Genomic DNA, 13,562 nt, shown 5'->3' with positions numbered 1-13,562 from the left:
ATGACCAGCGATCTTCAGTACCAGAGCGGTTTCCGTAACCACTTCGCCACCGAGGCCCTGCCCGGCGCCCTGCCCGAGGGCCAGAACTCGCCCCAGCGCTGCGCCTACGGTCTCTATGCCGAGCAGTACACCGGCTCGGCCTTCACCGCGCCGCGCCATCAGAACCTGCGCAGCTGGTTCTATCGCATCCGCCCCTCGGTGCTCCAGTCCGCCTATCGACCGCTGCCGGAGCGCAACGTCGCCACCTCGCCGCTGGCCCGACCGGCCGCCGATCCCAACCAGATGCGCTGGGATCCGCTGCCGATTCCCGATGGGCCCACCGACTTCGTCGACGGCCTGCTCACCATCGCGGTCAACGGCGATGCCGGCGCCCAGACCGGCTGCGGCGTCCACGTCTACGCCTGCAACCACGACATGACCGAGCGCTTCTTCTACGATGCCGACGGTGAGCTGCTGATCGTGCCGCAGCTCGGTACCCTGCGCCTGCGCACCGAACTCGGCGAGCTCGAGGTGGCGGGCGGCGAGATCGCGGTGATTCCCCGCGGCATCAAGTTCCAGGTGCGCCTGGCCGAGGGCACGGACGCCGCCCGCGGCTATGTCTGCGAGAACTACGGCAGCCCCCTGGAACTGCCGGGCCTGGGCCCGATCGGCGCCAACGGCCTGGCCAACCCCCGCGACTTCCTGAGCCCGGTGGCCGCCTACGAGGACGTTCAGGGGGACGTCGAGCTGGTGGCCAAGTTCTCCGGCCGCTTCTGGGCGACCCGGCTCGACCACTCGCCCCTCGACGTGGTGGCCTGGCACGGCAACGTGGCGCCCTACAAGTACGACCTGGCCCGCTTCAATACCATCAACACGGTGAGCTTCGACCACCCCGATCCGTCGATCTTCACCGTGCTGACCTCGGCCTCCGACACCCCGGGCATGGCCAACCTCGACTTCGTGATCTTCCCGCCACGCTGGATGGTGGCCGAGGGCACCTTCCGCCCGCCCTACTTCCATCGCAACCTGATGAGCGAGTTCATGGGCCTGATCCACGGCGAGTACGACGCCAAGGCCGAGGGCTTCCTGCCCGGCGGCGCCAGCCTGCACAACTGCATGTCGCCCCACGGCCCGGATGCCGAGACCTTCGAGAAGGCCAGCCATGCCGAGCTGGCACCGCAATATCAAGCGGATACCCTGGCCTTCATGTTCGAGAGCCGCTACGTCTACCACCCCACCGAGGCCGCGCTCGAGGCCGACTTCCGCCAGCGCGACTACGTGGATGTCTGGTCGACCCTGCGTTCGCACTTCGACCCGAACCAAGCCTGATCCGGACTACCCTCAACACATGCCGAGCGAGGTTCAACGGGCCTCGCCCCTGACGACAAGGATCGAGACAAGATGAAACTCGCCACCCTCAAGCTGGACACGAAAGAGCATGGCCGCGACGGCGAACTGATCGTGGTCTCCCGCGACCTGACCCGCGCCGTCTCCGCCACCGACATCGCCGCCACCCTGCAGCAGGCCATCGAGGCCTGGGATGCGGTCAGTCCCAAACTCGAGGCGCGCTACGCCCAGCTCAACGAGGGCCAGGTCGAGGGCGCCTTCGCCCTCGACCAGGGCGCCCTGCACTCGCCGCTGCCGCGCAGCTACCACTGGGCCGATGGCTCCGCCTACCTCAACCACGTCAAGCTGGTACGCCAGGCGCGCAACGCCGAGATGCCCGAGACCTTCTGGACCGACCCGCTGATGTACCAGGGCGGCGGCGACCGCTTCCTGGCGCCGACCGAGGACATCGAGGCGGTCAGCGAGGAGCACGGCATCGACTTCGAGGGCGAGATCGCGGTGATCACCGACGACGTGCCCATGGCGGTGACCCCCGAGCAGGCCGCCGGCCACATCAAGCTGGTGATGCTGGTCAACGACGTCAGCCTGCGCGGGCTGATCCCCGGCGAGCTGGCCAAGGGCTTCGGCTTCTTCCAGGCCAAGCCCGCCTCGAGCTTCTCGCCGGTCTGCGTGACCCCCGACGAGCTGGGCGACGCCTGGCGGGACGGCCGCGTCCACCTGCCGCTCACGGTGCACTTGAACGGAGAGAAGTTCGGCGAGCCCGAGGCCGGCCCGGACATGATCTTCGGCTTCCCCGAGCTGGTGGCCCACGCCGCCCGGACCCGCTACCTGGGCGCCGGTGCCGTGGTCGGTTCCGGCACCGTCTCCAACCCCGACGCCGACGGCGGCCCCGGCAAGCCGATCAGTGACGGCGGCGTGGGCTACAGCTGCCTGGCCGAGGTGCGCATGGTCGAGCAGATCCTGCATGGCCAGGCGAAGACCCCGTTCATGCGCTTCGGCGACCGGGTACGCATCGAGATGTTCGACCCCGCGGGGAACAGCATCTTCGGTGCCATCGATCAGCAGGTGGTGAAATATCAGCCACACTGAGCACTACACCCTGGGGGGCGCTGATTTGTGTCGCGAGCGATGAGAGGCTGGTCGCCGCCGGAGCACAGCAACCGGAGTTGACAGTTTGCTCAATGAGGATTGCGACGGTCCGACGCTTCGGCACCGCCGGCGGCCAGGATGGCTAGGTTCGTTCCCGACGAACCAACGCACTTCCCACATCCATGTGGGTCGTCGAGCGCAGCAGCAAGTCAGTGCTCCCCTGGCAAAGGAAGCAGGCATATGACAATGCTCTACGGCTATTTCCGTTCGTCGGCCGCCTACCGGGTGCGCATCGCCCTGAACCTCAAGGACCTGGCCTACGACCAGGTCCCGGTCAATCTGGTGAAGGGCGAGCAGCGCAGCGAGACCTTCCGCGCCCATAACCCCCAGGGGCTGGTGCCGGCGCTGGTCACCGACGACGGCACCACCCTGACCCAGTCGCTGGCGATCTGCGAATACCTGGAGGAACTCCACCCCAGTCCCGCGCTGCTGCCGCTCGAGCCGGCAGAGCGGGCCCGGGTGCGCGCCCTGGCCCAGTTGGTGGCCTGCGAGATCCATCCGCTCAACAACCTGCGCATCCTCAAGTACCTGGTCCATGAACTGAAGGTGGACGATGAAGCCAAGCAGGCCTGGTATCGCCACTGGGTGACCACCGGCTTCGACCCCCTGGAGGCGATGCTCTCCCGGGAGGCGGGCAGCGGCGACTTCTGCCACGGCGACGCCCCGACGCTCGCCGACGTCTGCCTGGTACCCCAGGTGTTCAACGCCGAGCGCTTCGAGTGCGACCTCTCCACCTACCCGCGGATCCGGCGCATCGCCGCCAACTGCCGGGCCCTTCCCGCCTTCCAGCAGGCGGCACCCAACGAGCAGCCGGACGCGAGCTGAGTTACAATAAGCGAGCTAACGATGTGGGCGCGGCATTCCGACGGATGCCGCACCCGCTTCTCGTTCCCTCACTGCAGGGCGCGCCGAGGCCTCGGCGCGCCCAAGGAGACCCGGGTGCTGAGATTGACCTCCCCCGCCGTCGTGGCGGTACTCGCGGCGCTGACCGCGCTGGGCCCGCTGGCCACCGACATGTACCTGCCCGCCATGCCGGCCATGGCCGAGGCGCTGGGCACCGGCCCCGACCAGGTACAGCTGACCCTGAGCCTCTACATGGCCGGCTTCGCCCTGGCCCAGCTGTTCTGCGGTCCGCTCTCCGACCGCTTCGGCCGCAGGCCGGTGATGATCGCCGGCTTCGCGCTCTTCCTGGTAGCCAGCCTGCTGTGCGCCTTCGCCCCCAGCGTCGAGTGGCTGCTGGCGGGGCGCTTCCTGCAGGCCCTGGGCGGTGCCGCCGGCCCGGTGCTGGGACGCGCCGCGGTGCGCGACATCTACGGCCCCCTGGAGGCCGGTCGGGTGCTCTCCTACATGGCCAGCACCATGGCCCTGGCCCCCGCCCTGGCCCCGGTGGTGGGCGCCGGCCTGCTGCTGTTCTTCGGCTGGGAGTCGATCTTCGTGCTGCTGGCACTCTATGCCGTGGTGATGCTGGCGGTGCTGGCGTGGCTGATGCCGGAGCCGCTGCCCGTGGAGCGCCGCCAGTCCATCGCGCCGCGCGCGATACTTACCAACTACCGCATGCTGCTCGGCCAGCGCGCCTTCGTCGGCTATACCCTGACCAACGCCGCCGCCTTCGCCGGGATGTTCGCCTTCCTCTCCGGCTCCTCCTTCGTGCTGATCGAGTTCATGGGCGTGGCGCCGACCCTCTACGGCATGCTCTTCGCGCTGATCGTCGGCGGCTTCTTCGCCGGCACCCTGCTCAGCGGGCGCTACAGCCGCCGCCTGGGCCACGACCGCCTGATCCATCTGGGCACCCGGATGTGTGCCCTGGGCGGCGGCACCATGGCCGTCTTGGCGCTGCTCGGCGTCTTCTCGCCCTGGGCGGTGATCGCCCCCCATATGCTGTTCATGGTCGGCTTCGGCATCGTCATGCCCCAGAGCATGGCCGGGGCCCTGGCCCCCAACCCGCAGTGTGCCGGGGCCGCCTCCTCGCTGTTCGGCTTCCTGCAGATGACCATCGCCGCGGTGGTCGGTGGCCTGGTCGGCCAGTTCCACGACGGCACCTCGCACACCATGGCCATCGCCATCGGTCTCGGCGGTGGGTTGGCGCTGGTGGCCTATCGGGGGCTGGTGAAGTCGGCTCCCCGGACCATGGCCGCCGCCGACTAGCCTCGACGTCGGTATGAGACCGGCCTTGGGGCCGGGGTGTCACGATGGCACGGGGCGTCTTCGCCGTCGCCCGCTCCCTCCCGTAACGAAAAAGTGCCAACGGCGAAGCCATCGGCACGAAGAGCAAGCGTCAAGGAAGCCTCGGGGCACGAGGCCTGGGCGAGCGGTGCCCGCACCCCGGTAGGCGGCTAGAACTGGAACTGCACGCTGGCCTGGATGCGGTGGGCGTCGTCGGATTCGCCGTTGACTCGCTCGATGTCCGAGTGCTGGTACTCGATGCCGGTGGCGAGGCGGTCGTTGATGTCCCAGATCAGGTTGGCATAGGAGTACTGCACCCGGTCCAGCCCGGCCTGGAAGCCGGCGATCTCCTCGGGCAGGTCCTGGCTGAAGCGCGAGGCCCCGATGGCGCTCGACCAGTCGGCGCTCCAGCGGTGTTCCAGGGAGATCCCGTAGGCCTGGGCGTCGACGCTCTTGAGCGAGCCATCGGCGTCGACATAGGCGTCCGGGGTGCGTCCGCCGGCCACGGGATCCGGCACATAGCTGAGGTAGCTGCCCAGGCCGCTGCCGACGGTGGCGTTGGCCTTGAAGGTGGTGGCACTGCCCAGCGGCAGGGCCAGCTGGGCGGCGACGCCGTAGCCGATGGTGCGCTCGTCGACGCCGCTGGTGGCCTCGTTGGTGGAAAACTCGCTGACCAGGGCGGAGATACCGAAGGTCTGGCTGAACTGGTAGCGGGCGGTCAGGGTCGGCAGCCGATTCTCGGTATCGACCCCGGCGCTGCCGATGGGCGACAGGGCAAAGGAGGGCTCCTCCAGGGAGACCGCGAAGGTGTTGGGGCCGCTGCGGTGGGTATAGCGGACCTGGGAGGGGCGGCCGGTGGCATAGCCAATGGGGCCGCCCAGCTTGAGGCTCCGCGGCGTGCCGAGGAAGTGCATGAAGTTGGTCCAGCTCTGGCCCGCCAGGAAACCACCGAATTCCCCGTAGGCGTGACGCAGGTTGAACTTGCCATCCGGCAGGAAGTGACCCTCCAGGTAGGTGCTCACCGTGCCGTGATCGGTCCGCGTCTGGGTGCGGAAGTTGAGCCGCGACTCCTTGGCGGTGAAGTTGGTGCGCCCATCGGTCCGGTTGGCAGGATTGAGCAGCGCCAGCGGGTCGGTGCTGTCCCCCTGGTCGAAATCGAAGTCGTAGAAGGCATCCAGCTTGATATAGCCACCGAAGGCCACGTCGGTGTTGGTACCGGGAATATTGAAGGTGCTGCGATGATTCCAGGGCGCTCCGACACGGCTCGGCTCCCCGGTCACCACCGGCTCTCCGGCGGGCACCACATCGTAGGCCTGTGACGTTGCGGCAACACTCACCCCCGCCGGCAGCATGATGGCCAGCGTAATAACCTTGTTGTACTTCATTTGAGACGTTCCTCTTGAACTCGAATGTCAGGACTGTTGTTGTCGGTTCCACTGCGTTGTTGTCGTCGTTGCCACCTCCCGTGTGTCGTCTTCAGGCCAAGGCTTCCCCTACCCCCGGCGGACCGGAGGTCGGATCGTCAGGTCAGGCATCGATCAGTAGAGCGTCTTCTGCGGCGGGCCGGAGAACTTCAGTTCGCCGACGCTGGGCATGTCGACCTCCACCAGGGTCGGGCCGGGATGGCCCACCGCCTCGGCCAGCACCGTGGCGAAGTCGTCGCCGTGGCTGACCCTCCAGCACCCGAGGCCCATGGCCTCGGCCAGTCGCTGGAAGTCGGGGGTGTGCAACTCGTTGTAGTACTGGCGTCCCTCGAAGTACTTCTCCTGGATGCCGCGCATCACCCCGTAGCCGCCGTCGTTCATCACCACCAGGGTCATGTCGAGGTTCTCCTGGGCCATCGTCGCCAATTCGCCGAGACCCAGCGCCAGGCCGCCGTCGCCCACCAGGGTGACCACCTTGCGCTCGGGCCGGGCCACGGCGCAGCCGATGCCGTGGGCCAGGCCCAGACCGATGGCGCCGGCCAGGGAGTGGATGTTGGTCAGCGGCCGCTCGATGGGCAGCAGGCGGCTGCCCCAGGTGCTGCCGGAGACCGTGATGTCGCGTACGAAGATGCCGTCCTCGGGCAGGGCGGCGCGTACCGCATCGCTGAGCTTGGCGTACTCGCCGACCTGACTGCGCAACGCCTGCTCGGCCTGCTGCACCGCCTCGGCCACGGCGGCGTCATAGGCAGCCTCCGGCCGGCGACCTTCCAGGCGCTCGGCCAGGCGCGTCAGCACATCGCCGCAGTCGCCGCACAGGAAGGCGTCGGCCCGGTAGTTGCGATGGGCGGCGGCGGGATCGATATCGATCTGCACCAGCGGCCGCGGCAGCGCGAGGGAGTAAGTCCTGGTCTCGTTGCTGCGTAGCCGCGAGCCGGCCACCAGCATCAGGTCGCTCTCGGCGAGCAGCGCCTCCACCGAGGCGGCGTTATGGAAGGCGCGCAGGCTGCGCGGGTGGCTGTCCGGCAACACGCCCCGGGCATGGGTGCTGGAAACCACCGGGATACCGGCATCCGCCAGGCGCCCGACCGCCTCGCCGGCCTCCAGGGTGCCGCCGCCGATCCACAGCAGCGGCCGCTTGGCCGCCTTCAGGCGCGCGGCCAGGGCGTCGATCTCAGCGTCGCTCACCGGCGCCGGGGCGGCCGGCACCACCGGGGCCGTCTCCAGCCACTCGACCTGGCTCGCCTGGATATCGATGGGAATCTCCAGGCTCACCGGCCCACGCGGCAGGGTCATGGCCTCGCGGATGGCGCGATGCAGCAGGGGCACCGCCTGCTCAGGGGTGCAGACCCGATAGGCGGCCTTGGAGCTGGCCTTGAGGAAGGTCAGCTGGTCCTTGGTCTCGTGGATGAAGCCGGCGTCGCGGTCCAGGTAGGCCTTCTCCACCTGGCCGGTGATATGCAGCAGCGGGGTGCCGGCATTGAGCGCCTCGAGCAGGCCGCCGATGGCGTTGCCGGCGCCGGCGCCGGTGCTGGTCAGGGCCACGCCCAGGCTGCCCACCCGGGTATGGGCGTCGGCCATGGTCACCGAACCGGCCTCGCCGCGGGCCGGCACGAAGCGGATCCGGTCGCGGCGGCCGATGGCGTCGGCGATCGGCAGGTTGTGGATGGAGATGACGCCGTAGACGGCGGAGACCGCATAGGCTTCTAGGGTACGGGCGATCGCTTCGCCTACGGTGATGGTACTCATGGTGAATTCCTGTCGTTGTGTGATCGGCGTGCAAATCGGCTCAGTTCGACCAGCCCATGGGCTCGCTGCCCAGCCCCAGGTAGAGGCTCTTCTGCTGCATGTAGGCCTGGATGCCCTGGCGCCCCTTCTCGCGCCCCAGGCCGCTCTCCTTGAAGCCGCCGAAGGGGGTGGAAATGGCGAACTTCTTGTAGGTGTTGATCCACACCGTGCCGGCCTCGAGCCGGGCGGCCAGGCGCAGGGCGCGGCGGTAGTCAGCGCTCCAGATGCCCGCGGCCAGGCCGAAGACATTGTCGTTGGCCAGCCCCACCAGCTCGTCCTCGTCGTCGTAGGGCAGCGCCACCAGCACCGGACCGAAGATCTCCTCCTGGCAGACCCCGCTGTGGTGGGCCAGCCCCTCGATGATGGTGGGCAGGTAGTAGCTGCCATCGGCCAGCTCGGGGGCATCCGGTGCTTTTCCGCCGCACAATACCCGGCCGCCCTCGGCGCGGGCCTGGTCGACGTAGGCGGCCACGGCGTCGCGATGGGCCTGGCTGATCAGCGGCCCCAGGTGCACGCCGGGGGTCTCGGGATGGCCGACGCGCAGGCCCTGGGTGATCTCGAGCAGCCGCCCCATCACCTCGTCGTAGCGCCCGCGCGGGACGAAGAGCCGCGAGCCGGCGATGCAGGCCTGGCCGGCGGAGCTGAAGATGCCGTAGGCGATGCCCTGGGCGGCCTCCTCCAGGTCGGCGTCCTCGCAGACGATGGTGGGCGACTTGCCGCCCAGCTCCAGGGAGGTGCCGATCAGCTTGTCGGCGGCGATATGCGCCAGGTGGCGGCCGGTACTGGTGCCGCCGGTGAAGGAGATCTTGCGCACCCTGGGGTGGCACACGATGGCCTCGCCGACCACCCGGCCGCGGCCCGGCAGCACGCTGAGCAGCCCCTTGGGCAGCCCCGCCTCCTCGAACAGCTCGGCCAGCTTCAGGGCCAGCAGCGGCGTAGCCTCGGCGGGCTTGACCACCACCGCGTTGCCGGCGGCCAGCGCCGGGGCGATCTTCTGCATCTCGCTGGCGATGGGCGAGTTCCAGGGGGTGATGGCGGCGATCACCCCCAGCGGCTCGTAGGTGCTCAGGGTCATCAGGTCGCTGCTGCGCTGGGTGGGCAGCTCGCCCTCCAGGGTCTCGCAGGCGGCGGCGAAGTAGCGGGCGGTGCCGGCGGCACTGGCGACCAGGGCCCGGGTCTCGGCCAGCGGCTTGCCGTTGTCGCGGGTCTGCAGGGCGGCGAGCTCCTCGACACGCGACTCGATCAGCTGGCCGACCCGGTAGAGGATGGTGGCCCGCTGGTGGGGCACCAGGCCGCGCCACTCGGGGCGGCGCCAGGCGGCGTCGGCGGCCTCGATGGCCTCCTCGACATCCGCGAGGCTGGCGGCGTTGAGCCGCGCGGTCACGGAGCCGTCGGCAGGAAAGGTGGAAGCCAGGGGGTCGCCGCGGCCCTGTCGCCATTCGCCGGCGATGAAGATCGGTTGCGTCATGATCGTTCTCCCGTCGCTCACACCGTCACCGGGTCGAGCGCCTGGCGACAGGCGCGGACCACCGACAGGGCGGCGAGCATCGAGGTCTTGGGGTTGTGCTCCAGGGGGCGGCCGTTGAGCTCGATACGGAACTCGCCGAAGCGCCCCTGGGCGTGGATCCGATGGGTGTTGCGCGTGGCCGCCGGGTCGGCGGTGAGGCGCACGGTGGTGGCCTGCATGCCGATGCCGGCCAGGGCGACGGTGGCCGCCACATTGGCGTTGGCCGGGAAGAGGCGTGCGGCCTCGCCGGCGGTGCCCTCGTAGAAGACCGTCGCCTCGCTGAGGGCGTCCAGGTCCACCAGGGTCTCGGCATGGCTGCCCTTCCAGCTGCGCGGCGCCTTGCAGGCCTCGTAGGTGACGCTGTCCAGCCCACCCTCCCGGGCGGCGGCCAGGCCGTCCATGCCGGCCACGGCGCCGGAGAGCACCAGCATGCGTCCGCCGCCGCCTTCGGCGGCCTGGCGCAGGCGGCCGTAGAGCCCCTCGTCGGCCAGGGCGCCGGTGGCGACGATGGCCAGGGGCAGGCCGCGGGCGAGCACCGCCTCGCCGTGCTCGGCGAGCCCCGGCTGGCCGGCGCACTCGACGACCAGGTCGGGGCGACCCTCGCACTGGGCGACCGAGGTCAGTACCTCGACCCCCGCGCCCAGCCGCTCGCGGGTGGCGGCCACCTGGGCCGCGGGCACCACCACCCAGGAAAGTGTCAGGCCCGTCGGCAGCAGCCGGTGCACTTCGCGGGCCATGGCCCCGTAGCCGATGATCATCAAGCGTTTGGTTGTCATGAAAGGGCTTTCCTCGGGGCTCAGAGGTGGTGGTTGAAGCCGCCGGAGACGTCCAGGGCGGCACCGGTGGTGAAGGAGGCCAACGGCGAGGCCAGGAACACCAGGGCGCGGGCCGGCTCCTCGGGACGCCCCAGGCGCTTCATGGGGATGCCGCGCCTGGTGGCGATGCCGGCGAGCCACTGCTCCCAGCTCAGCGACGGATCGTCGCGGGCCTCGAAGCGCCGCCGCCACTGGCCCGACTCCACCATGCCGAGCAGGATCGAGTTGACGCGGATGCCCTCATCGACCAGCTCGTGGGCGAGTGAATGTGTCAGGTTGAGCAGCGCCGCCCGGGCCGCCGAGGTGGCGATCATGTGCGGCTCCGGCTGCAGGGCCAGCAGGGAGTTGACGCAGGTCAGCGAGCCGATCTCGGAGGCGGCCAGCTGGCCCCGGAAGGCGTTCAGCGGGTTGATCACCCCGAACAGCTTGAGGTTGGCCTCGGCGAGCCAGGCCTCCTTGGGGGTGTCGTCGTAGTGGGCCACGTAGCCCTGGCCGGCATTGGCGATCAGCATGTCGGCGCCACCGAAGCGCCCTTCCACCGCCGCGGCGAAGGCCGCACAGGAGGCCTCGTCCAGCACATCGCAGGCCATCGCCAGCAGTTCGGCGTCGGGGAACGCTTCCAGCAGCGCCGCCCGGGCCGCTTCGAGGCGCTCGGCGTTGCGACCGCAGAAGGCCACCCGGGCCCCCTCGGCCAGCAGCAAGCGCACGGTCTCGAGGCCGATCCCCGAGGAGCCGCCGGTGACCACGGCGACGCGTTGTTCGATCAGAAAACTCATGGGGAGCTCCTAGGGTTTCTCTGCAGAGTCGGCCGCGCCGAGCAGCGGACGGGCGAAGTCGTCGATGGCCCGGGCGAAAGCCGCGGGAGCGTCGATGTAGCTGGCGTGACCGGCCCGCGGGATGTCGCGGTAGGGCAGCGCCAGGCGGCGGGCCAGGGCCCGGACGTCCTCGGGCGGGGTGATGCGGTCCTCGTCGCCGCAGATCACCAGGGCGGGCACCGCAGGCGCCACCGGCAGGTAGCGCCCCAGGCTGTCGTTGGCCAGCATCCAGCCGGCCCGGGCGAAGCCTTCGACATGCAGCTTGTGCATCTCCGCCTCGACCCGGGCGATGTCCGCGGGATCGCCGCCCGCGCGCAGCAGCCGCGGCGCCCGGGCCCTGGCGTAGGCGGCATGGCCCTGGGCCTCGAGCTGGGTCCAGCGGCTGCGATAGACCTCGTCGCGCCTGGTGGGCTCGGCATCGCCGTAGCCCTGAGCCGGGTCCGCCAGCACCACCCCGGCCAACCGGCCCGGATAGGCCACCAGGTAGGCGCCGGCCATCATGGCGCCCAGGGAGTGCCCCACCAGCACGCAGCGCTCGACGCCCAGCGCCGCCAGCCAGGCCTCCAGGCGCTCGGCATAGTCGGCGGCCGTGGGCGCCTCATTCGCCAGGGGATGGCTGTCGCCGTAGCCCGGGGCATCCCAGGCCAGCAGGCGGTAGCCGGGCAGCCACTCGGCGAGCTTTGCCCAGGAGCCGGCGCTGGAGCTGATGCCGTGCAGCAGCACCAGGGTCGGGGCCGGCTCGGGCCGCGCCTGCTCGCGGTAGCACTGGGCTCCGCTGTCGAGAGTGAGGCGTTTGGCGTCCACGGTGGTCCTCCTCGCTTCGCTCAGTTGCGCTTGACCTTGGACAGGGGGTGGTCGTCCGGATAGGTGGGGATCTGCGGCCTGTGGGTCCCCAGCATCACGCACATCAACGCCTCTTCCTCACCGTGGTTGAACAGGCCCCGGTAGATGCGCGGTGGAATGGAGATGACGTCGCGCTCCTCGAGCACGGTCTCCATGGTGTCGTCGCCATCCTTGAGGAACAGGGTGATGGTGCCCTTGAGCACGAAGAACACCTCTTCCACGTCGTCATGCACGTGCAGCGGCCCTTCACACTTGGACGGCAGCACCATGGTGGAGAAGGTGAAGTGCTCGGCGGGAATGGTATTGGCATCGTCCTTGACCCCGGTGGCACCGGTGCCGATATAACGCATCTGGGCGCGGCGATACTTGGGGTCATAATCGGCCTGGAACTTCAGCGCGTTCCAGTCGTACTTGCGCCCCTTGAAGCGGGCAATACGCGTCTGCATCCACGACTCGAAAGTGGCGTCTGCAGGTTTTTTCCAGGTTTCCAGCATCTCTGACATCGTCGTTTCCTCTTCTTGGGTCACTTCTCATTCGGTGCCAAGTGGTGTCAAAGCACCTGATTTACGTGAATCGAGACAAAGCGATCCCCTGGACGCCAACGTCGGGCATCTCGGCCTGGTCCTTTCCATCGGTATCGATTCCGTCTCTGGCGGTCTCGTTATATAGGGAAGTGGTCGCGTTTATCTCGGGTGATTCAACTTCCTTTTATTATCTGCCTTACTTCACCGGGAGTTCGTTATCGGCGCGGGGATCAGGCTTCGGCCTTCTTCTGGCGGCGGGTCTCGGCGTCGATCCCCCCCTCCACCGCCCACTCGGTAAAGGACTCCAGGGAGTGCTGCATCTCACGGGGCACCCAGGCCTCGGTGAGGTAGTCCTCGTTGGTGTAGTACTCGAAGGCACCGCCCAGCGGGCTGTTGACGTACCAGAAGTAGGCCGAGGAGATCGGATGGCGTCCCGGGCCGAGGAAGGTGCTCCATTGCTTGCGGTTCATGGCCAGGCCGCCGCCGATCACCTCGTGGATATCACGCACGGTGAAGGCCACGTGGTTGAGGCCGGCACCACGGTGGGGCAGCTTGAGCAGGAAGAGGTTGTGATGGCCCCCGCGGGCCTGCATGCGCAGGAAGACGGCACGGTCGGTATAGCGATCGGACACCGCGAAGCCCAGCCTGTCGCGGTAGAAGGCCTCGGTGGCCTCCAGGTCGTCGACGAAGAATACCGCGTGGCCGATGCCGACCGGGGTGGCGCGCTCGTAGACGGGGCTCGGCGCATCGACACGGCGCATGTCGCCGTACTGATTGATCGGCGTCACCTCGAGCTCCACCCCGCGCAGTCGGCTGACGCGGACGGCCACCGTCATGCCGTTGGGGTCACGGCATTCGATGGCCTCGCCCCGGTCGACGTAGCCCGGCTGGTTGCCCAGGCGCACCTTGAGGGCATCCAGCGCGGCCTGGTCGGCCACCCCCCAGGTCATGCGCCGCAGGGTCGGGCCGGATTCGAAGGCCGGTGGCAAGGCGGGGTCATCCAGCGGCGCCAGGCTCAGGCGCGCACCATTGAGGGTTTCAAAGGTCGTCTCGTCCACCGGGGAGAGCCCGAAGTCGGTCACGAATCGCTTGCCGACCTCGAGGTCCTCCACGCCGAACTCCAACGCTTCGATGCCAACGATGCTCATGCTCATACACTCCTGCGTCGCTCGACGCGCTTGTCATTGATCAACCCCGCGCCTTGGCGCCGG

12 protein-coding genes are annotated in these 13,562 nt (G+C 69.0%); 4 read left to right on the top strand and 8 right to left on the bottom strand.

The window, feature by feature from the left end; genetic code table 11:
• The 4 genes from hmgA to QLQ85_RS22225 all read left to right on the top strand — a co-directional run bounded on the left by hmgA (position 1) and on the right by QLQ85_RS22225 (position 4,620).
• On the top strand, positions 1-1,308 hold the full coding sequence (gene hmgA / locus QLQ85_RS22240) for a homogentisate 1,2-dioxygenase (RefSeq protein ID WP_282740985.1): 1,308 nt from the start codon (positions 1-3) through the stop codon (positions 1,306-1,308).
• A 72-nt stretch (positions 1,309-1,380) separates the two neighbouring features.
• The gene (locus tag QLQ85_RS22235; protein ID WP_282740984.1) at positions 1,381-2,415 is read left to right on the top strand and encodes a fumarylacetoacetate hydrolase family protein; all 1,035 of its coding nucleotides are present in this window, start codon (positions 1,381-1,383) and stop codon (positions 2,413-2,415) included.
• Between the two features lie 240 nt (positions 2,416-2,655).
• The gene (gene maiA, locus QLQ85_RS22230) at positions 2,656-3,300 is read left to right on the top strand and encodes a maleylacetoacetate isomerase (protein ID WP_282740983.1); all 645 of its coding nucleotides are present in this window, start codon (positions 2,656-2,658) and stop codon (positions 3,298-3,300) included.
• A 114-nt stretch (positions 3,301-3,414) separates the two neighbouring features.
• Entirely contained in the window at positions 3,415-4,620 is a 1,206-nt protein-coding gene (locus QLQ85_RS22225) for a multidrug effflux MFS transporter (RefSeq protein ID WP_282740982.1), read from the top strand.
• Positions 4,621-4,808: 188 nt separating this feature from the next.
• Here QLQ85_RS22225 and QLQ85_RS22220 read toward each other — a convergent pair whose 3' ends face one another.
• The 8 genes from QLQ85_RS22220 to QLQ85_RS22185 all read right to left on the bottom strand — a co-directional run bounded on the left by QLQ85_RS22220 (position 4,809) and on the right by QLQ85_RS22185 (position 13,499).
• A complete protein-coding gene (locus QLQ85_RS22220) occupies positions 4,809-6,023 on the bottom strand; it encodes a DcaP family trimeric outer membrane transporter (RefSeq protein ID WP_282740981.1) in 1,215 nt (404 codons plus the stop codon).
• Positions 6,024-6,176: 153 nt separating this feature from the next.
• Entirely contained in the window at positions 6,177-7,808 is a 1,632-nt protein-coding gene (locus QLQ85_RS22215; RefSeq protein ID WP_282740980.1) for a thiamine pyrophosphate-binding protein, read from the bottom strand.
• Between the two features lie 40 nt (positions 7,809-7,848).
• Entirely contained in the window at positions 7,849-9,315 is a 1,467-nt protein-coding gene (locus tag QLQ85_RS22210; RefSeq protein ID WP_282740979.1) for an aldehyde dehydrogenase, read from the bottom strand.
• 17 nt (positions 9,316-9,332) lie between these two features.
• Entirely contained in the window at positions 9,333-10,130 is a 798-nt protein-coding gene (locus QLQ85_RS22205) for an aspartate dehydrogenase (RefSeq protein WP_282740978.1), read from the bottom strand.
• A gap of 20 nt (positions 10,131-10,150) precedes the next feature.
• Positions 10,151-10,945: an SDR family oxidoreductase gene (locus QLQ85_RS22200; RefSeq protein ID WP_282740977.1), complete on the bottom strand. Its 795-nt coding sequence runs from the start codon at positions 10,943-10,945 to the stop codon at positions 10,151-10,153.
• Between the two features lie 9 nt (positions 10,946-10,954).
• Positions 10,955-11,788, bottom strand: coding sequence for an alpha/beta fold hydrolase (locus QLQ85_RS22195; RefSeq protein ID WP_282740976.1), 834 nt, complete (start codon positions 11,786-11,788; stop codon positions 10,955-10,957).
• Between the two features lie 20 nt (positions 11,789-11,808).
• Positions 11,809-12,273 (bottom strand): cupin domain-containing protein, encoded by a 465-nt coding sequence (locus tag QLQ85_RS22190; RefSeq protein ID WP_326521393.1) that lies wholly within the window; start codon positions 12,271-12,273, stop codon positions 11,809-11,811.
• A 308-nt stretch (positions 12,274-12,581) separates the two neighbouring features.
• Positions 12,582-13,499 carry a VOC family protein gene (locus QLQ85_RS22185; RefSeq protein WP_282740974.1) on the bottom strand — a complete coding sequence of 306 codons (918 nt, stop codon included), beginning with the start codon at positions 13,497-13,499 and terminating at the stop codon, positions 12,582-12,584.
• Positions 13,500-13,562: the final 63 nt, after the last annotated feature.

This window comes from Halomonas kalidii (assembly GCF_030010475.1).
Taxonomy (GTDB): Bacteria; Pseudomonadota; Gammaproteobacteria; order Pseudomonadales; family Halomonadaceae; genus Halomonas; species Halomonas heilongjiangensis.
Note: the sequence above shows the minus strand (reverse complement) of the source record. Positions and strands in the feature narration are given on the sequence as shown.

Bases quoted from the DNA above. Each gene is read 5' to 3' on its own strand.
- hmgA (WP_282740985.1), top strand. From the start codon at position 1: ATGACCAGCGATCTTCAGTACCAGAGCGGTTTCCGTAACCACTTCGCC.
- QLQ85_RS22210 (WP_282740979.1), bottom strand. From the start codon at position 9,315: ATGACGCAACCGATCTTCATCGCCGGCGAATGGCGACAGGGCCGCGGC.
- QLQ85_RS22220 (WP_282740981.1), bottom strand. From the start codon at position 6,023: ATGAAGTACAACAAGGTTATTACGCTGGCCATCATGCTGCCGGCGGGG.
- QLQ85_RS22190 (WP_326521393.1), bottom strand. From the start codon at position 12,273: ATGCAGACGCGTATTGCCCGCTTCAAGGGGCGCAAGTACGACTGGAAC.
- QLQ85_RS22215 (WP_282740980.1), bottom strand. From the start codon at position 7,808: ATGAGTACCATCACCGTAGGCGAAGCGATCGCCCGTACCCTAGAAGCC.
- QLQ85_RS22200 (WP_282740977.1), bottom strand. From the start codon at position 10,945: ATGAGTTTTCTGATCGAACAACGCGTCGCCGTGGTCACCGGCGGCTCC.
- QLQ85_RS22205 (WP_282740978.1), bottom strand. From the start codon at position 10,130: ATGACAACCAAACGCTTGATGATCATCGGCTACGGGGCCATGGCCCGC.
- QLQ85_RS22185 (WP_282740974.1), bottom strand. From the start codon at position 13,499: ATGAGCATCGTTGGCATCGAAGCGTTGGAGTTCGGCGTGGAGGACCTC.
- maiA (WP_282740983.1), top strand. From the start codon at position 2,656: ATGACAATGCTCTACGGCTATTTCCGTTCGTCGGCCGCCTACCGGGTG.
- QLQ85_RS22235 (WP_282740984.1), top strand. From the start codon at position 1,381: ATGAAACTCGCCACCCTCAAGCTGGACACGAAAGAGCATGGCCGCGAC.